Origin of the sequence: Mumia sp. Pv4-285, assembly GCF_041320275.1 — a bacterium.
In the GTDB taxonomy this organism is placed as follows: domain Bacteria; phylum Actinomycetota; class Actinomycetes; order Propionibacteriales; family Nocardioidaceae; genus Mumia; species Mumia qirimensis.
This window is the reverse complement of sequence record NZ_CP162023.1, coordinates 1,111,452-1,130,835: the sequence shown is the minus strand read 5'-3', so window position 1 is coordinate 1,130,835 and position 19,384 is coordinate 1,111,452. Positions and strand designations below refer to the sequence as shown.

General features: G+C 70.1%; 11 protein-coding genes. 1 reads left to right on the top strand and 10 read right to left on the bottom strand.

The features are described 5' to 3' along the window. Window positions 1-279 precede the first annotated feature (279 nt). The 3 genes from mfd to AB3M34_RS05415 form a co-directional block, all read right to left on the bottom strand. Window positions 280-3,909, bottom strand: a complete 3,630-nt coding sequence (mfd, locus tag AB3M34_RS05425) for a transcription-repair coupling factor (protein ID WP_370618068.1) — start codon at window positions 3,907-3,909, stop codon at window positions 280-282. A 66-nt stretch (window positions 3,910-3,975) separates the two neighbouring features. Then, complete coding sequence (locus tag AB3M34_RS05420) at window positions 3,976-4,422, bottom strand: phage tail protein (RefSeq protein ID WP_370618067.1); 447 nt, start codon at window positions 4,420-4,422, stop codon at window positions 3,976-3,978. Between the two features lie 63 nt (window positions 4,423-4,485). Further along, window positions 4,486-5,640, bottom strand: a complete 1,155-nt coding sequence (locus AB3M34_RS05415; protein WP_370618066.1) for a ScyD/ScyE family protein — start codon at window positions 5,638-5,640, stop codon at window positions 4,486-4,488. 187 nt (window positions 5,641-5,827) lie between these two features. On the opposite strand from AB3M34_RS05415, the gene AB3M34_RS05410 reads away from it, so the two are divergent. Beyond that, window positions 5,828-6,925 carry a hypothetical protein gene (locus AB3M34_RS05410; RefSeq protein WP_370618065.1) on the top strand — a complete coding sequence of 366 codons (1,098 nt, stop codon included), beginning with the start codon at window positions 5,828-5,830 and terminating at the stop codon, window positions 6,923-6,925. 40 nt (window positions 6,926-6,965) lie between these two features. Here the strand turns inward: AB3M34_RS05410 and AB3M34_RS05405 are convergent, their stop codons facing one another. The 7 genes from AB3M34_RS05405 to AB3M34_RS05375 all read right to left on the bottom strand — a co-directional run bounded on the left by AB3M34_RS05405 (window position 6,966) and on the right by AB3M34_RS05375 (window position 19,344). Continuing rightward, window positions 6,966-8,054, bottom strand: coding sequence for an LCP family protein (locus AB3M34_RS05405; RefSeq protein WP_370618064.1), 1,089 nt, complete (start codon window positions 8,052-8,054; stop codon window positions 6,966-6,968). Between the two features lie 46 nt (window positions 8,055-8,100). Beyond that, window positions 8,101-8,853: a 3'(2'),5'-bisphosphate nucleotidase CysQ gene (locus AB3M34_RS05400; protein WP_370618063.1), complete on the bottom strand. Its 753-nt coding sequence runs from the start codon at window positions 8,851-8,853 to the stop codon at window positions 8,101-8,103. Window positions 8,854-8,904: 51 nt separating this feature from the next. Beyond that, entirely contained in the window at window positions 8,905-12,333 is a 3,429-nt protein-coding gene (locus AB3M34_RS05395) for a PKD domain-containing protein (protein WP_370618062.1), read from the bottom strand. 95 nt (window positions 12,334-12,428) lie between these two features. Further along, window positions 12,429-13,103: a hypothetical protein gene (locus AB3M34_RS05390; RefSeq protein ID WP_370618061.1), complete on the bottom strand. Its 675-nt coding sequence runs from the start codon at window positions 13,101-13,103 to the stop codon at window positions 12,429-12,431. Window positions 13,104-13,113: 10 nt separating this feature from the next. Beyond that, window positions 13,114-16,533: a PKD domain-containing protein gene (locus AB3M34_RS05385; protein ID WP_370618060.1), complete on the bottom strand. Its 3,420-nt coding sequence runs from the start codon at window positions 16,531-16,533 to the stop codon at window positions 13,114-13,116. Between the two features lie 97 nt (window positions 16,534-16,630). Continuing rightward, entirely contained in the window at window positions 16,631-18,571 is a 1,941-nt protein-coding gene (locus AB3M34_RS05380) for a glycosyltransferase (RefSeq protein ID WP_370618059.1), read from the bottom strand. Then, complete coding sequence (locus tag AB3M34_RS05375) at window positions 18,568-19,344, bottom strand: hypothetical protein (RefSeq protein ID WP_370618058.1); 777 nt, start codon at window positions 19,342-19,344, stop codon at window positions 18,568-18,570. Before AB3M34_RS05375 ends, AB3M34_RS05380 begins: the two co-directional genes overlap by 4 nt. Between the last annotated feature and the right edge of the window lie 40 nt (window positions 19,345-19,384).

The following is a 19,384-nucleotide window of genomic DNA, read 5'->3' as shown; positions in this document are numbered from 1 at the left end:
AAACACACGCAGGCACAGCCTAGCCAGGGTGGGCGACGCCTGGGCCACGGGGACGCGGCTCGCCCGGTTCGGCGCCGACGAGCCCCGTATCCGCCCGAGCCTCGTACGGCCCCTCGCCAAGCCCGTTTGAGGTGCCCGCGCCCGAAACGACCGGATCCCACCCCGTCTGAGAGGTGGGATCCGGTCAGTCGAGGTGTTCGCACCTCAAACGGGGAGGTCGGCCGAGCTGTACGTCCGCCTGGCCCTGGAGCGTACGGCCAGCCGGAGGTCCGCAGGCGATCAGGCCGCCCCCGGCGCGATGACCGTGTCGATCAGCGTGCGGCACCACTCCATGAGCTCGGTGTCGCGCAGCGGCTGCCCCCCGACCTTCGCCGTCTTGGGACGCGGCACGAGCAGCAGGTTGGCGGTGGACTTCACCACGGATCCCGGGTAGACCCGCTTGAGCCGCATCTGTCGCGACTCCGGCAGGTCCACGCCCGCGATGCGGATGTTGTTGCCGGCGACCGTGAGCTCGGAGATCCCCGCGTCACGCGCCCGGACCCGCAGCCGCGCCACGCCGAGCAGTGCCTCGACCGGCGCGGTCGGCTCGCCGTACCGGTCGACGAGCTCCTCGCGCACCTCGGCCACCTCGGCGTCGGAGCGTACGTCGGCGAGCCGCTTGTACATCTCCAGCCGCAGGCGCTCGCTCTCGACGTAGTCGTGCGGGAGGTGGGCGTCGACGGGGAGCTCGAGCTTGACCTCGAGCACCTCCTCGCCACGGTCGCCGCGGAACTCGGCGACGGCCTCGCCGACCAGGCGCACGTACAGGTCGAACCCGACGTCGGCGATGTGGCCCGACTGCTCACCGCCGAGCAGGTTGCCCGCACCGCGGATCTCGAGGTCCTTCATCGCGATCGCCATGCCGCCGCCGAGCTCGGAGTGCTGAGCGATCGTCGAGAGCCGCTCGTGCGCGGTCTCGGTGAGCGGCTTCTCGGGCGGGTAGAGGAAGTACGCGTACGCGCGCTCGCGCGACCGGCCGACGCGTCCGCGGAGCTGGTGCAGCTGCGAGAGTCCGAGCATGTCGGCACGCTCGACGATCATCGTGTTGGCGTTGGACACGTCGAGACCCGACTCGACGATCGTCGAGCAGACCAGCACGTCGTACTTCTTCTCCCAGAAGTCGAGCATGATCTGCTCGAGCTGGTGCTCGCCCATCTGTCCGTGCGCCATCGCGATACGCGCCTCGGGCACCAGGTCCTTCAGGCGCTTGACGGCCTTGTCCATCGAGTTGACGCGGTTGTGGATGTAGAACGCCTGCCCGTCGCGCAGCAGCTCGCGCCGGATCGCGGCGACGACCTGACGGTCCTCGTACGGGCCCACGAAGCTGAGCACCGGGTGACGCTCTTCCGGCGGGGTCTGGATCGTGGACATCTCGCGGATGCCCGTCACCGCCATCTCGAGGGTGCGCGGGATCGGCGTCGCCGACATCGACAGAACGTCCACGGCCGCGCGGAGCGTCTTGAGCGCCTCCTTGTGCTCGACGCCGAAGCGCTGCTCCTCATCGACGACGACGAGCCCGAGCTTGGGGATCTTCACGCCCTTCTGGAGCAGCCGGTGGGTGCCGATGACGATGTCGACCGAGCCCTCGGCGAGCCCGTCGAGGACCTCCTTGGACTCCTTCTCGGTCTGGAACCGCGACAACGCCCTGAGGGTCACCGGGAACTGGGCGTACCGCTCCGAGAACGTCGCGAAGTGCTGCTGGACGAGGAGCGTCGTCGGCACCAGCACGATCACCTGCATGCCGTCCTGGATGGCCTTGAACGCGGCACGCACCGCGATCTCGGTCTTGCCGTAGCCGACGTCGCCGCACACCAGGCGGTCCATCGGGACCGGCCGCTCCATGTCGCGCTTGACCTCGTCGATCGTGGCGAGCTGGTCGGGGGTCTCGTGGTACGGGAAGGCGTCCTCGAGCTCGCGCTGCCACGGGGTGTCCGGCCCGAAGGTGTGGCCCTGGGTCGCCTGACGCGCGGCGTACAGCTTGATCAGCTCGCCGGCGATCTCCTTGACGGCCCTGCGGGCGCGCGACTTGCGCTTGTTCCAGTCGGCGCCGCCGAGCCGGTCGAGGGACGGCTGCTCGCCGCCGACGTAGCGGGTGACCTGGTCGAGCTGGTCGGTGGGGACGAAGAGCCGGTCCGCCGGCTGACCGCGCTTGGACGCGGCGTACTCGATCACGAGGTACTCGCGAACGGCGCCCTGGACGGTCCGCTGCATCATCTCGACGTACTTGCCGACGCCATGCTGGTCGTGGACGACGTGGTCTCCGGGCGCGAGCTCGAGCGGGTCGATCTGCTTGCGGCGCCGCGACGGCATCTTGCGGTCGTCGCGCGGTGCGGCGGCCGTCTGGCCGACGAGGTCGTCCTGGGTGAGCACCACCAGGTTGATGCCCTCCCCCACGAGACCGTGATCGATCTCGCCGCAGACGACGTGCACGACGTGGGGGGTGAGGTCGTCGGCGGTGATCGTGGGATGGAAGCGCGCCGGGATGTCGTGCTCGGCGAGCACCTCGACACCGCGCGCTGCCTGTCCCTCGCCCGGGGTGACGAGGGCGACGCGCGTGCCGGTGGACAGCCAGCCCTTGAGGTCGACGAGGGCGCGCTCGACCTCGCCTCGGTACGACGGGGTGGGCGCGAACGGCAGGTTGACGCTCTCGGCGTCGAAGCGGTCGAACGCCTCGCCGGTGGTCGAGGCCCCGGTGGTCGAGGCCGGAGCGCCAGCCCCACCCCCGGTGGTCGAGGCCGGAGCGCCAGCGGAGGATCGAGACCCCAGCTCCTCGTCCAGCAGGAACGGCGACGTCGACCACCAGGCACGCGCGGACGCGAGGACGTGCTGACGGACGTCGGCGAGCGACCAGTACGCGGCGGCGCCGAGGTCGATCGGCGCCTTGCCTCCGCCCGCGGCCGCCGCCCAGGACGCCGCGAGGAACTCCTCGCTGGTCGCCACCAGGTCGTGCGCGCGCGTCCGGACGCGTTCGGGGTCGCACACGAGGATCGTCGCGTCGGCCGGCAGCAGGTCGACGAGGAGCTCCATGCCGTCCACGAGCGCCGGCGCGAGCGACTCCATGCCCTCGACGGACTGGCCCTCCGCCAGCTTCTCCAGCATCTCGCCGAGCTCGGGGTGGGCCGCAGCGAGCTCGCGGGCACGCGCACGGACGTCGTCGGTCAGCAGCAGCTCACGGCACGGCGGCGCCCAGACGTGGTCGACCGGGTCGGTGGAGCGCTGGTCGGCGACGGAGAAGTGACGGATCTCGTCGACCTCGTCGCCGAAGAACTCGACACGGAGCGGATGGTCCTCGGTCGGCGGGAACACGTCGATGATGCCGCCGCGGACCGCGAACTCGCCGCGCTTCGTGACGAGGTCGACCCGGGCGTACGCAGCGTCGGCGAGGCCGCGGACGACGTCCTCCAGCACGGCGTCGTCGCCACGACCGAACGCCACCGGCTCGAGGTCGGCGAGTCCCTTGACCTGGGGCTGCAGCACCGAACGGATCGGCGCGACCACGACCTGCAGCGGCTTGGCGTCGGGCGTCGACCCGGGGTGGACGATGCGTCGCAGGACCGCGAGGCGGCGCCCGACCGTGTCGGAGCGGGGTGAGAGACGCTCGTGCGGGAGCGTCTCCCAGGCCGGGAAGTCGACCACGTTGTCCGGGCCGATCAAGGACCCGATCTCCTCGGTCAACGTCTCGGCCTCGCGCGCCGTCGCGGTCACGACGAGGACGCAGGAGCTCGCCGGCACGAGCGTGGCGGCGAGGAACGGACGGAGGGACGGTGGGGCGGAAACGTCGAGCGCGGTCACCCCGGACCGGCGGTCGGAGACCACGCGGACGAGAGTGGGGTCGGCTGCGACGGCCTCGGCCAAGGCGTGCAAAGACATAGGGTCCCCAGGATAGTCCGCTGCACCGACGCATCCCACGGCGCCGGCATCGCGGGTCCGAGGCCGCTAGGCCGTCTCAGGCTCCATGTCGTCGTACACCAGGGTGATGCGCTCCACGGGCCCCCGCGCCTCCCCCGCGACCAGCCCGACGACCTCGAGTGCACGCGGCCAGACGTTGCGGAGCCGGTAGCGCTTCACCGGCCTCAGCTCGGCGTCGTACAGGACGACGACGGCGTTGCGACGTGCGTCGTCGATGTCACCGGAGCGCACCTGGGCCAGCCAGGCGTCGGCGTCGCCGTCGGCCGTCACGCGCCGCGACACGATGCACTCGCCACCGCGCGGTCGGCCCGGGAGCTGTCGTACGACGACGTGTCCGTCAGCGGTCGACTCCTTGAACTGGATCACGTCCTGCTCGGTCTTCAGTCCCACGATGTCGGCGATCGCCCACGGGCCGAAGCCGTCGATCTCCAGACCGAACGACATCCCGGTGGGGTCGACCTCGGGAAGTGCCACGACGACTCCTTCCGGCCGTGGACGCGGGACGGGTTTCGACCCCGTCCCGCGTCCCCAGTCGTGTCAGCGGTGGTGGTGTCCCCACGACAGCGGGTACTTCACGACCATGCCACCAGGCGGGTCCGTCGGCGGCTCAGGACCCATCGGAACCCCGATGAGCGCGCCCGTCGTCGCGTACAACGCCTTGGGCGTCCACTCGACTGCCGCGGGAAGCACGGCCTCGGCGTACGTCGTCGGCGTCTTCGCCCCCTTCTTCAGCAGCGAGATGCGGTTGGCGAAGAGCTCGGTGACGTAGACGTCGCCCTTCCGCGACACCGCCAGGTTGGTCGCGCCGGAGAACCCGTCGGCGACCTTCTTGAACTTCCCGGTCACAGGGTGCACCCTGTACACCGCTCCGGTACCCGGGGCTTCCAGACCGCCGGGCAGGAGCGTGACGTACAGCCAGCCGTCCGGCCCCCACTCGAGGTCCGTCGGGACGGCGTCGCCGTAGTACTTCAGTCCGACGACGCACTCGGGGAACCCTGCCCCGGCGGCATCCTCGGCCGTCGCGACCGCCGGCACGGGCGGGAACAGCGCGATCGTCGAGATCTTCCCGCTCGGGCTGATCCGCTGGATGGTGTTCGCGCCCGCGTCGGCGACGAACGTGTAGCCGAACGGCCCGGGAACGGTCGCGTACGGGTGCGGGTTGAGATCGCCGGTGTACTTCGCCGGCGGGTACTCAGGCCCTTGCGGAACCTGGGCGAGGCACTCGTCGGAGATGTCGCGGAACCCGTACGACACCTTGCGGTCGGGGTTCTTCTTCAGCTCGTACGCCCCGGTGTCGGCCACGACCCGGACCTTGCCGCGCTTGTCGATGGACTTGATCCCGGTGAATCCGCCCGGGTTCTCCGGGTCACCGCTGAAGCCGGTCTCGGCGAAGAGGATCTTGTCGCCCGCGACCGACACGCCGCCGACCTCGGCACCGCCCGAGCTGTAGAGCGTCTTGGTCGCCCCGTTCTTCGACACCTTCGTCAGCTCCCCGGCGAAGTTCTGGGAGACGTACGTGGTGCCGTCGTGGCCGACGGCCAGGCTGAGCGGGCTGAGCAGCCCCTCCGCGATCGTGATCGGCGTCGGTGGCTTCGGCGGCTTGTAGCCGCCGTGCGCCTGGGCGGGCGAGATCGTCAGGGCGGCCGACAACGCTGCCGCAGCCCCGGCGACGAGGACAGGTACTCGTCTCATGGTGTGGTTCCCCCGAAGGTGTTTGGGTCGCCCGAGATCGACCAGTGCGTTGATCACAAACTGCACGACCACGAGGTCACTCCGCGGGACTTTTCACCCTTTGACGGACAACGCGATGAACGTATCGAGACAAAACAGTCCAACCGGCACCCGCAGCGCGGCAGCATGCTGGAGAGAGGTGAGACCCATGCCACGACTTCGTACGCTCATCAGCACGCTCGCTGCGGTCCTACTCGGCGCGACTCTCGTCGCTCCGCTGGGTGCGGCCGGTGCCGCCTCGGCTGCGACGCCCGCGGCCAGCCTGCAGGTCCCGTCATCGACCGGCACCATCGGCCGGTTCGACTCGAGCGCGATCGTCACGGTGAAGCAGAAGTGCGACACCGGACTGGTCGTCCAGGAGCTACAGGTCGACGTCACGCAAGGTGCCGTGACGGGCAGCCGGTCCGGCACCTTCGGCGCCGTGTGCGACGGCGCGTGGCACGCGCTGAAGGTCGAGGTCGGTTCGAGCACCGGCGACGAGTACGTCCCCGGCGCCGTGGCAGTGACGGCCCGGTTCACCGTGCTCGACCCGGTGACGATGGACCCGTTGCCGCAGGCGGTCGCCCAGGGCACCGTCACCCTCCTTCCCCAGGTCGAGCTCAAGCTCGGCGAGGAGGGCAGCGTCGGCCAGTTCGAGACGGTACGGATCCCGATCCTCTACCGGTGCGACAGCCCGTGGATCGTCTCCGAGCTCGCCCTCCACGTCCGCCAGGGCGACCTCCACGGTGACTTCTTCACCGACCAGGGGTTCCGCTGCGACGGCGCCTGGCACCACCGCACGATCGTGATGTCGTCCACCACCGGCGCACCGTTCGAGCCGGGCTATGCCGACATCGAGGCGAGCCTCAACATCCAGGACCCGCAGGAGTTCGACCCGGTCGGTCAGTCGCAGGTCTTCTCGAGGCTGTGGATCGCCCCGGCAGCCCGTGCCGTCGTGAACAGCGCCGTCCGCAATCCCGACTCGTCGGTGACCGTCACCATGTCGTTGCGCTGCCAGCGTCCGTGGATCGTCGGGGACTGGGGCGCCAGCGTCGCCCAGAACGAAGGACGCATCTACGGGTTCGCAGCGCGGACGACGGGTGTCGTCTGCGACCAGACGTGGAAGAAGGTCTCCATCCGGGTCATCGGCTCCAGCCCGTTCGTGAAGGGGCCGGCCGAGGTCAGCGCGAGCATCAGCCTCTACGATCCGGTGCACTTCGACCCGGTCGGAGCAGGTGGCGACACCGCCGTCATCCAGCTCAGATGAGGCCGAAGGCCAGCTGACGGCCGATCACCTGACGGACTGATCAGCTGACCGACTTCGGGAGAGCCGAGCCGTTCTCCTCGACCCACTCGCGGGTGCGGTCCTCCCGCACCGCGCCCCAGAGCTCGCGGCCCTTCGCCCGGTCGAGCCGCACGATGCTCTGCGCGCCCACGCGGCCCGTCCCCTTGACGGGCACGGTGGTGAAGGTGACGTCGCCTGCCCGGAGGTTGCGCAGCGAGAGCACCAGGCTCCGCATGTCGCCGGTGGACCACTCGGAGTCGACCGTCAGGTGCTTCGTGACGGCGCTGAGGACGCCGTACGCCTTGGTGGGGCTGCTCATGGTGTCTCCGGACAGCGTCTGCCGCATGAGGGCCCGGAGGAAGTTCTGCTGTCGCTTGATCCGGTCGAAGTCGCCTCCCGGAAGGCCGTAGCGCTGGCGCACGTAAAGCAGCGCCTCCTCGCCGTCCATCTGGTGCTCGCCGGCCTCCCACGTCTTGCCGCGGGCCGAGTCGCGCACGGTCTCCGGAACGTTGATCGTCACACCGCCGAGCTCGTCGGTGAGCTCCTGGAACCCGTCCCAGTCGACGATCGCGAGGTGGTCGATCCGTAGATCGGTCAGCTCTTCGACGGTCTGGACAGCCAGCGAGGGGCCGGCGAAGGAGAACGCCGCGTTGATCTTGTTGGGGCCGTAGCCCGGGATCGTCACCCACGAGTCACGGGGGATCGAGACGATCGAGGCGCTGTCGCGGTCGCTGTCGATGTGCAGGACCATCAACGAGTCGGAGCGCTGCTCGCCGGGGAGCCAGGTCGGTGCCTCCGCGTCCTCACCCGTCGTCGGCGCGTCGGAGCGACGGTCGGTGCCCATCAGCAGGATGTTGAGCCCGTCGCCGGAGGCCGGGGCGGGACGGTTCTCGAGGCCCGTGAAGGCGTCGTCGACCCGGTCGACCTGGCCGACGAGCCGATCCTGCAGGTACCAGGCGCCACCGGCCGCGACGAGCGCGAGAACGACGAAGCACGCAAGCAGCCCGACGAGCACCCTGCGCAGCGTCCGCCGCTTGCGAGGAGGGGTCGTCGACGCCGGCTCGTCGGTCTCGGTCTCGACCGGCTCGGTCGGCGTGGTGCTCTCGTTCATGGCCTCAACAGCGTACGCGGCCCGCCAAGCTCGACGGACGCGAACGTCAGGATTCGTCGGCGTGCTCGCGCACGAACGACGCCACCTCGTCGGCGTACTCGTGGCGGCACACCAGGAGGTCCGGGAGCCACGGGTTCGTGCGGTTGTAGACGAGCGGGCTGCCGTCGGCGCGACTCGTGAAGAGCCCCGCGCTGCGTGCGACGACGACCGGCGCGGCCGAGTCCCACTCGTACTGGCCGCCGGCGTGCACGTAGACGTCGGCCAGGTCGCGGACCACCGACATGACCTTCACGCCGGCCGATCCCATCGGGACCAGCTCCGCACCGACCTGGTCGGCGAGCGCGTTGACGAAGGCGGGCGGGCGGCTCCTGCTGACAGCGATGCGCATCGGCCCGTCGGTGCGCGGTGGCACTGACGCGGGCGCCGCCGTGCTGAACGTCTCACCGAGTGCGGGCTGAGCGACGGCTCCTGCGACCAGGTCGCCGTCCTCCCACAGCGCGACGTGGACTGCCCAGTCGTCGCGCGGCGGCTCGGAGAACTCCCGCGTCCCGTCGAGCGGGTCGATGATCCACACGCGTCCCGCGTCGACCCGGGCCGAGTCGTCGGCGGCCTCCTCGCTGAGCACGGCGTCGTCGGGGCGGTGCTCGGCGAGCAGGCGCGCCAGCACAGCCTGGCTCGCCTGGTCGCCGGCGTCCTTCAGCTCCTTGCCCTCGAGCCCGCCCTGGCGGACCTCCAGCAGCTCGGCACCGGCCTGCTCGGCCAGCCACACGGCGAGCTCGTGGTCATTCGTCGACGTCATGCCGTCCTTCGGGTCGAGTTCTGCGATCGCGCCGCCATTCTAGGCAGGGGCCTAGGACGCCGGGCGCAGCACGATCGACCAGCTGACGCTCCGGCCGCTGACGGTGTCCGTCGTCGCGGTCGCTCCGGGGACGGTGCCGGTGACCGGACCGCCGGTGTCGCCGACCAGTGTCGAGACGCGCGCGGTTCCCGTGGCGTACGCCGTCGCTCGCGTCGTGACTCCCGCTCCCGGGGCCCACGACGACGTGGCGGTCGACTTCTCCGACCAGAACCACACGACCCATGACCCGGACCCGACGGTCGCGTCCGGTGTCGTGTGCGTCGCCGTGGAGGCCGCCGTGTTCGCGGCGGTGGAGGCGATCGGGCTGGCAGTGTCCACACCGTCGTACGCGGTGATGGCCAGGCCGGTCTTCCCGGCGGCGCTCAGGCCGAGCGACACGGTTGCGCCGACGTCGGCTGCGGTCGCGGTGCGGGTCCAGGCGTACGTCGTGAGGTTGGTCGTCGACTCCGTCGTCACCGGCGTCCAGCCCGCCGGCGGCGTCACCGTCGGCGCGTTGTTCACCGTGGCCGTGAGCAGCATGACGTCGCCGGCCTCGATCCCGCCCGGCACCGGCACGCTCGGAGCGGCGTTGTTGGCCGACGCCGAGGACGCTCCGACGAAGCTGATCTCCTCGAGCGTGGCCGGCGGCCCCTCGACGGTGACGGAGACCGTCTTCGTGGTGGTCGCGCCGACGTTGTCGGTCACCGTGAGCGACACGTCGTACGTGCCGGGCTCGTCGAACGTGTGCGAGATCGACTGACCCGACTTCGCGGTCCCGGCGACGTCCCAGGCGTGCACGGCGATGCTGCCGTCCGGATCCGTGGAGCCGGCTCCGTCGAAGGTGCAGATCAGCTCGACGCAGCTGGACGCGATCGCTGCGGTAGGCAGCTCGTTCGGCGGCGGGTGGATGACGTTCGTGGCGAACAGCGCCCGGCTCCGCCAGTCGATGCCCGACATCGACGGGCCGTCGACGAGCGTCCGGGCACCCGTCGGCATCCCGTCCCCTCCGAGGTCGTAGCGACCGAGCTCACCGGTGCTGCGCGACGCCACGAAGAGCTTGGCGTCCGCGATGAACATGCCGCTCGTGTCGGACCACGTGCGCGTCGTGTCAGCGACGAACTCCTGGGCGCCGATGATGCCGCTGTCGGTGCTGAACCAGCGCCAGAAGAGCGTGTTGGAGCCCGACTTCGTGTAGTAGAGGCGGCCCTTCGCGTACGTCATGCCGGTCACGTTGCCGAGCTGCGCGTAGAGGTCGACCAGCTTGCCGTCGAAGTTGTTGCCGCTGCCGGTCGGGACACCCGCCCAGTTCGGGTCGTTGTACGGATCGACCGCGACCTCCGGACCGAGCTCGAGCCCGTCGACGAACGTCCGCGAGCTGAAGGTGCCGTTGTTCTTGCCGTAGTAGAGCTTGCCGCCCGCCACGAAGCTACCGCGGACCGTGTTCCAGTCGATGCCGGCACCGCTCACGGTGCCACCCGCCTCCGCGCCGTCTGCGTCGACCTCACCTGTCCGGAGGGAGCCGTCGTCGACCGGCGCCGGGATGTCGGTGCGGATGATCTCGATCGCATTGATGAGTGGGTTGTTGGTGCGGTTGACGAAGTCGATGTTGACGGTGCCGTCACTCGTGATGTCGTAGGCCCGCATCGTCCCGCGCTGGTGCCCGACGGACGCGACGATGTCGAAGCGGCTGAGCACCTCGGTGCCATCGATCTTCACGTCGAAGATGCGCTTGCCGGGCGTGTTGGTGGAGCTCGCGCGGTTGGCGAAGTAGAGACGCACCTGGAGCGGTCGACCCTGCTGCACCGGGAACGTCCACTTCATCGAAGTGAGCGAGGAGGACGGTCGGCGCTCGCTGTCGAACACCCCGACCGGGGTCCCGGCCGGCACGGTGGCGTCGACGGTCGCGGAGGGCGAGTACGTCGAGGCGCTCGTGAAGATGCCTCGGTACGGGCTCGACGTGCTGGTGTCGCCTTCCCACGAGGGCCCGCTGTCGATCGACGAGACCGCCGATCCGCCGGCGTTCACCCGGTAGAGCACGTTCTGGGAGGGCGTCTGGTTGCCGCCCAGGAAGGCGGTCGCGCCCAACGACGCCACCGAGTCGGATGCCTTGGCCTTGCCGGTCGCCAGCGGGAAGAACGCGAGGCGCGGACGGCGGTAGCGGTAGTTCGGCCCGACGTACTCGGTGTCGCTGCCCATCCAGAGTCCGTCGGTGGTCGGGTACAGCGCGTAGACCGCGGCGCCACGCGGGTTGCGGCCCGGGTTCCAGGCGAGCGGGACGCCCGTGGTCGGATCGAGCGCGGACAGCCCCGGCCGCGGCACCGAGCCGGCGCCGGAGGAGTCGCTGCCGAGCGAGTTGTTCATCCAGCGCTGGTGACCGCCGACGTACACGGCCTGCTCCGTGACTGCGACTCCCCAGAGGGTGTCGCCGCCGGAGTGGTCGACCCAGGTGGGCTGGATCTCGGCGCCGGTCGCGGCGACCTCGAAACGCGCGGCGGTGTCGCACAGCGTGCCGCCGTTGGGTCCGCCGGTCGTCGCGACGACGAAGTAGGAGCCGTCCGGTGAGACGCTGACCCCGCGCATGTAGGAGTCGAAGGCCCAGTTGTAGCAGTAGGGCTCGTAGCGGCGCGTACGCCAGTCAGCGGTCACCGTCGAGGCGCTCTCGCCGAGGCTGAGCATCACGATCTGGTCGCGCGGGAGCCCGTCGGCGTTCTTGAAGTTGCCGATGGCCACCAGGCGCGAGCCGTCGGGCGTGATGTCCATGTCGCGGACGCCGACCGGTCCGACCGCACCGCTGCCGGAGTCGTTGTGGCGGTCGGTGAGCTGGTGGTTCAGGTACGGCGAGAGAGCGCCTGTCGTCGCGTCGACCGCAGCGATGCCGCCGCGCGGCTCGGTCGCGGCCGTGGTGAAGAAGCCGCCGACGACGAGCTGGTTGCCTCGCAGGAGAAGGCTGTTGACGACACCGTTCGTCGGGGCGGCACGGAAGCCCGACGCGAGGGCGCCGGTGCTCACGTCGAGGAGTGCGACGTGGCTCGCGGGCGAGCCGTTGACGCGCGTGAAGCGACCGGCGATGTAGACCGACGTCGGAGTCGGGCCGGCGATCACCTCGGTGACGTCGCCGTTGAGCTCCGGCGCGAACCCGGGGACGAGCTGCCCGGTCGCCTTGTCGAACGCCATGACGTAGTTGCGGGTCGTTGCCGCCCCACCCACCGGCGTGACGCTCGTGAAGTCACCACCGACGATCACGGTGCTGCCGACCTGCGCGATCGCCTGGACGCTGCCGTCGTTGACGGCGGGAGTCATCGGCAACGCGTCGGAGACGACCTTGTCGTGCTGCGGAGCGGCCGCCGTTGCGGTGGTCTGCGCCGCCTCGACACCGACGGCGATCACGGCTGCGGAGACCAGCAGGCTCAGCACGAGGCGGAGACGACGTGGGGCAGGCATCGAAGCACTCCAAGGAGGTTGGGCGGTGGGGACCGAGCGGCCCGCGAGGACCATCGAATCGCACCCCGTCACGGGATGCAGGAGATTGCGGAACTCTATCGGCGCAGCGTCATCACGAAGCACCCCGAGTCCGGACCGGCGGACACCCGGAAGGTCCAGGCACCGGGATCACGCAGAACCATGTTGGTCGCGTAGTACTTCCACTGCTCGGCCTCGCCGAACGGCTCGCGGTTGACCTTCACGGTTGCCCCCGTCGCCGCGTTCTTGGCCGTCACCGTCACGCCCTTCATGTCGTCGGCGTGCAAGGGGACCCAGTAGAGCATCACGTTGCGCTTCGGCTGACCCGGCTGCGTCGTGCCCCAAGTCGCCGCCGCGGTGTCGAACGGGCCACCGACGATCGAGCCGGACCGCACGTCGCGCTGCTTGCCGACGCGGACGCACTCCCCCGACGCGTTGCCGGGGACGCGGCTGAACACAGCGGTCTGCTTGCCCTTCTTGGTCGGCTGCGACGACTCGGCGGTGCCGTCGGTGGGCTCGGCCGCAGGGTTCGTCGACGGCTCCGGCGTCGGCTCGCTGGCGTCTCCGTCAGCGGTGCCCGAGTCGCCGGACCCGTCCCCCGCGTCGGACGACGCACCGTCGTCCGACGCCGGGGACTCCGAGCTCGTCGCCGTGGTCGACCCGGCCGATGGTTCGTCGTCGCTGCTGCATCCCCCGAGTACGAGCGCTGCGGCAGCGAGCGCGACCAGAGTCGGCGCGAGTCGATTCCTCACGGCGAGCATCTTACGAGCTCGGTTCGAGGACGATCGACCAGCTCACGCCCCGGCTGCTCGCGACGTCGGTCACCGACGTCGTACCGGCGACGTTGCCGCTCCTGGGACCGGCCGTGTCGCCGACGAACGTCGACACCCGACCCGAGCCCGAGGACACGACCTCGGCGCGCTGCGTCACGCCGGCACCCGGCGTCCAGTCGGCGGTGTTCGGGGACTTGTCGGCCCAGAACCAGACGACCCACGACCCGGTGGGCACGGCGATCGACGGAGTCGTGTGCGACGCCGTCGCGGCGTCCGAGCTCGTCGCCGTCGCGCCGACGCCGCCGGCACCTCGGTACGCGGTGATCGCGAGGGTGGTCTTGGCGATGGCGCTGAGTCCGACGGTCACGTTGTTGCCGGCGTCCGAGGCGGTCGCCTCACGGGTCCACACCGACGTCGTGAGTCCGGTGGTCGCCGCGCTGTCGACCAGCGTCCAGCCCGCAGGAGTGCTGATGGCGGGCGCGTTGTTGACGCTCGCCGTGAGCAGCAACGTGTCGCCTGCCTGGACACCCGCCGGAATCGCGACAGACGGGCTGGCCGTGTTGACGGCAGCTGTCGACTCGTTCACGAAGGTGATCGGCCCGGACGGGTTCGGAGTGTCGGTCACCTGGACCTGCCTGGTCCGCTCACCCGTCCCTCCACGGTTGTCGGTGGCGACGACCTTGACGGAGTACGTGCCGGGATCGTCGAAGGTGTGGTTCGCGACCTCGCCGGTCGCGACGTCACCGTCACCGAAGTCCCACGCGTAGCCGGCGATCGTCCCGTCGGAGTCCGTAGCGGCCCCCGTGAAGGTGCAGGTCAGGTCGACGCAGGACGACGTGAAGTCGGCCGTCGGGTTGACGTTCGGCGGGAGCGCGGTCGCACCCGTCAGGTACACCGCACGGCCACGCCAGTTGTTGCCGCTCATCCCCGGACCGTCGACCACGGTGACCGCGCCGCTCGGAGTGCCCGCGGACACCCCGATGCGGTTGAGGTTGCCGTTGGTCGAGACGAAGTAGAGCGCGTCGTTCGCGAAGAACATCCCGCTCGTGCCGTTCCACGACCGGCCGCCGTTGGCCGTGAACGTGTCGGAGCCGATGATCCCGCTGTCGGTGCTGAACCAGCGCCAGTAGAGGTTCGCGTCGCCCGAGCGTGTGTAGTAGAGGCGACCCTGGCTGTAGGCCATGCTCGTCACGCCCGGCAGCTGTGAGTACAGCCCGACCCGGTTGCCGTCGTACGTTCCCGTGTTGTTGCCCGCGGAGACACCGGCCCACAGGGGGTCGTTGTACGGGTCGATCGTGACCTCCGGACCGAGCGTCCCGTTCGCGCTGATGGTGCGGGAGTAGAACAGCGAGTTGGTGCGGCCGTACCAGAGCTTGCCGCCGGCGACGAACGCGCCGCGGACCGCTGACCAGTCCATGCCTTGCGTCGACACCTCGACCGCTGGGCTGGCACCACTCGTCGTCAGCGGGATCGACCTCAGCGAGTTGCCCGCCGGGACCGGCGGTGCCTGGTCGGTGCGGACGATCTCGATCGCGTTGATCAGCGGGTTCTCGACCTCGTGGGAGAAGTCGATGTTGACCGTCCCGTCGCTGGTGATGTTGAAGGCCCGCATCGTGCCGCGCTGGTCACCGACCGCCGCGACGATGTCGAAGTTGTCGAGACGCTTGGTCCCGTCGATCGACACGTCGAAGGCACGCTGCCCTGCACCCGAGGTGCAGCTGCAACGGTTCGAGAAGAACAGCCGGACCTGCAGCGGAGCGCCGTTGGGAGCTGCGAACGCCCAGTTCATCGCCGGATCGTCGGAGGGTGACCACCGCTCCGAGTCGAAGACGGCGTTCGGGGTGGTCGTCGGCACGGTGTTGTCCGTGGTCGAGCCGCTGCCCCAGCCGGCGGCGTTGCTGCCCTCGTTGCGGTACGGGCTCGAGCCCTGGTCGTCGGCTTCCCAGTCGGGCCCGGCGTCGACCGTGCCGACCGTGCTGCCGCCCGCGTTCACGCGGTAGAGAATGTTGCCGTTGGACGTCGCCGTGGAGCCACCGACGTAGGCCGTGCCGGGCAGACCGGCGATCGAGTCCGACGCCTTGACGGCACCGGTCGCATGCGGGAAGAACGCGAGCCGGGGACGACGGTAGGCGTAGTTCGCCCCGACGTACTCGGTGTCGCTGCCCATCCAGAGACCCGCAGGGGTCGCTTCCAACGCGTAGACCGCGGCGCCGCGCGGATTGCGTGCGGCGTTCCACTTCAACGGTGCACCCGTCTCGGTGTCCAGGGCCGCCAGGCCGGGACGCGGCACGGCACCGGGTCCGGCGGAGTCGCCGGCGAGGCTGTTGTTCATCCAGCGCTGGTGGCCGCCGACGTAGACCGCTGACTCGGTGACCTCGACGCCCCAGAGCGTGTCTCCACCGGAGTAGTTGATCCAGGTGGGCTGGATGTCGTCGCCGGTCGAGGCGAACTCGAAGCGTGCTGCGGTGTCGCAGAGCGTGCCGCCACTCGGCCCGCCGGTCGAGGCGACGACGAAGTAGGAGCCGTCCGGCGAGATGCTCACGCCGCGCACGTACGTGTCGAAGGCCCAGTTGAAGCAGTACGGCTCGTAGCGGCGGGTGCGCCAGTCGGGGGCGACCTGCGATGCCGCGCCAGTGGTGTTGATGACGACCGCCTGGTCACGGTTGAGCCCGTCGACCTTCTTGAAGTTGCCGATCGCGACCAGCTTCGACCCGTCGGGCGTGACCTCCAGGTCACGGACTCCGATCGCTCCCTGCGCGCCGCTGCCTGTGTCGTTGTGGCGTTCGGCCACGTCATTGCCGAACGACTGGTCGATGGCGCCCGTCGTGGCGTTGATCATCGCGAGGCCGCCGTGCGTCGTGTTCGCGGCGGCCGTGAAGTTGCCGCCGACGTAGATGCGGTTGCCGTTCTTGGCGATGCTGTTGACGGCACCGTTGATGTTGGGGGGCACGAACGAGGCGACCAGAGATCCGTTGCTGAGGTTCAGGAGTGCGATGCGGCTGCGCGCGGTGCCGTTCACCTGGGTGAAGGACCCGGCGACGTAGACCGTGGTGTCGGTCGGTCCGGGGATCACATCGTTGACAGCGCCGTTGAAGCTGGGGTTGAAGCCGCCCACGAGTCCGCCGGCGGTCGCGTTGAAGGCGACGGCGCCGTTGCGGGCGACGCTGGACCCGCCCGACGGGGTGACACTGGTGAAGTCGCCGATCGCCACCGTCGTCGCCCCGACCTGCGCGATGCCACGGACGGACCCGTTGTTGATCGCCGGGGTCCAGGAAGGAGGCACCTCCGAGACGACTCGCGTGTGGTTCGGGGCGGCAGTCGTTGCCGATCCGAGAGCGAGCTGGACGGTGGCAGCAGCAAGAACTGCGCTGATCACCACGACGGAGGTCCGTCGGAAGGTCGCGAGCATGGCATCTCCAGGAGCTACGGGCGGTGCCCCCGTGGCACCCCGTCCGACCATTCAAACGGCCGCGGGGTCACGCTGTCCGCGAATTGCGGTAGTCCGATCAGATTCCGCGTCCGCGCCGGTTCAGCTGGTCCACGATCCACTGGCCCTTGGCCAGTCGAGCGACCACGAGAAGAGCCAGGACCGTACGCGGTTCGCGCCAGTTGGCACGCACCGCGCGGCGGCTCCAGCCGAGCGCGTCGCGGCGTCGACCCAGCATCGCCGAGCCGAACGCGAGCTTGCCGTACGTCAGTCCGGCACCGACGCGGTCCTCGAGCAGCTCGGGGTGGTGCTCGAGCATCCAGAGGCGTGCCTCGTTGCGGGTCTGCCACTGGTCGGCGAAGTACGAGGTGGGGCCCCACCGCACCCGCACGAGCGGCTCGTCGAGGTGCACGATCGGGTGCTGGCGAGCGGCACGGAGCAGGATGTCCCAGTCCTCGGCCATGCTGCGCGGGATGGTCTCGTCGATCAGCCCGATCGGACCGACGAGAGCATCGCGTCGTGCCACGAACGACGACGAGTGCAGCATCGCGAGCCGCGAGCGCACCAGGTCGGGATGGGTGACCCGCGTCTTGCCGGCGAGACGGACGATCGTCGAGTCCTCGTACTCGATCGCCATGGCGGTCGTCGCGAACTGCGCGGTGGGCTCGGCGGCGAGTGCGCGCACCTGCCGTGACAGCTTGTCGGCGACCCAGTGGTCGTCGTCGTCGAGGAAGGCCACCAGCTCGGACCGGGAGCCGAGGATCCCTGTGTTGCGGGCGCCCGCGAGGCCGGGTGTCCGCGAGTTGCGCACCACCGACACCGGGCGGTCGGCCGCGTCGCTGACGAGCGAGGTGTCCGGATCGGCCTTGTCGAAGACCACCACCACGTCGATGCGGCCCGGGTAGTCCTGCTCGACGACGGAGCGCACGGCCCGCCGCATCATCTCCGGCCGGTCGTGGGTGGGGACGACGACTGTCACCGACGGCCAGACGTCGAGCTCGGCGAGCGCAGACGGACCCGTCGGCGTCGGCTCCGGCACGGGCGCCGGGGGGCGGAGGCGGTAGCCGTACGCCAGGGCCAGCGGTGCGGTGAGCGCGCTGACGACCAGCTGCTGACGCCGCGGCATCGCCCGGCGCCACGACTCGTCGCGGCGTACGGCGACCTCGCCGGTCTGGAACCGGGACGGGTTGCCGCTCGCCGTGTGGACCGTGCCGAGGTCGAGCGTGTGGTCGTCGGCACCGAACACGGCATCGCGGTCCCAGGTCAGCCCGGCGAACTCGGCCACGGCCCGCACCGCCGGCAGCGGCTCGTCGGCGAAGTCCTCGTAGCGCAGGTTCATGGTGGGGACGCCGCGCAGGCGCAGCGCCTCGAGGAGGACGTGGTGGCCGCTGTAGAGGCAGCCCATGTACGCCGGCGAGTAGCGCGGCATGTACGCGGTGGAGCCGGTGATCTCCGGGCGCCTGACGACCTTCGTCCACGCGTACGCGACCGCCCTCGGGTCACGCAGGATGTGGACCATGCGCAGGTCGACGCGCTGGGAACGGTTGAGCAGGTACGCCAAGGAGGTGATCTTGGACGAGTCCACGATCACCTCGCAGCCCGTCACGTCGCGAACACCGGCGTACAGGCGTTCGTAGAAGGAGACGTACTCCTCGGCCGCCTCGGCGAACTGACGACCACCACGGCCGAGGAACATCCTCGGGACGTGCTTCACGTCGTCCACCGTCCGGGCGAGGGTCGCGAGGCGCTCGGCGTCGACGTTCTCCCAGCCACCGAACGCGGCGTCGCCCACCGCGGTCCAGAACCCGCACGCGGAGAACGGCTGGCCGCACCCGCAACGCTCGTCGTTGACGAGGCCGCGCTCCCACATGTAGACGGTCTCCCCGAGGCCGCAGACACCGGGAAGCTGGGCCACCGACCGCTCGAGAAGTGTGGATCCGCTCCTGCCGAGGCCGCCGACGTAGAGCACGGGGATCCGCCCGCCGCCGGTCCTGCGGTCGGCTCGTCGTGAGAACGTCATCGCGCCTCGAGGCGATCCGCTCGAGTCGTCGAGGCGGTCCGTCCGGAGGCGGGGTGCCAGAGGCGACCGAGGACGTAGGCGAAGTAGGCGTGCACGAGGATCCAGCCCCAGTACGCCTCGGACGCGCGCTGGCCGTAGTCGATGCCGTACCGGAACCAGCCCTCCAGGTCCTCTCGCGCCCACGGGGCGGAGGCCATGAAGGCCAGGCCGACGACGGCGAGCACTCCGATCCAGACCACCCTCAGCACCGGGCGGTCGGGCTGGTCCGGCTCGAGGATCGTCCGGTCGAACACGTCCAGGGCGAGCGGCGCGATGAGGAACGGCACGAGGCTCTCGGCCTGGTCGAGGACGAACGCCGTGTCGAAGAAGATCACGATGAACGCCAAGATGGCGAGCGAGACGAGCGGCGCGAACCGGAACGGCCGCGGGATCATGATGTAGAGGAGCACGAAGCCTGCGCCAACGATGGGCTCGTTGAGCGTCACCACCGACGACGTCCAGCCCGTCTGGAGCAGCCCGTACGCTGCCGCGAACAGGATCCCGGCTCCGAGCACCGTCCACAGCCACGCCAATCGACGGCCGAGCGCCCACGGCCGGAAGAACTGGATCTCGGCGCACACGAGCAGGGCGAAGGCGAGTGCTTCGCTGTTGTGCCCGATCTGCGAGGCGATGCCGCTGGGGAGGGCCATCGCGTGCACCTTGGTGACCAGGATGAGCAGCGCGAGACCGACGAGCGAGTACGAGAGAGCTGAGCGGGTGGCGCGACTGGACATGCGCGTCAGCGTAACGAGACGACCGACCACGCCGCTGAAG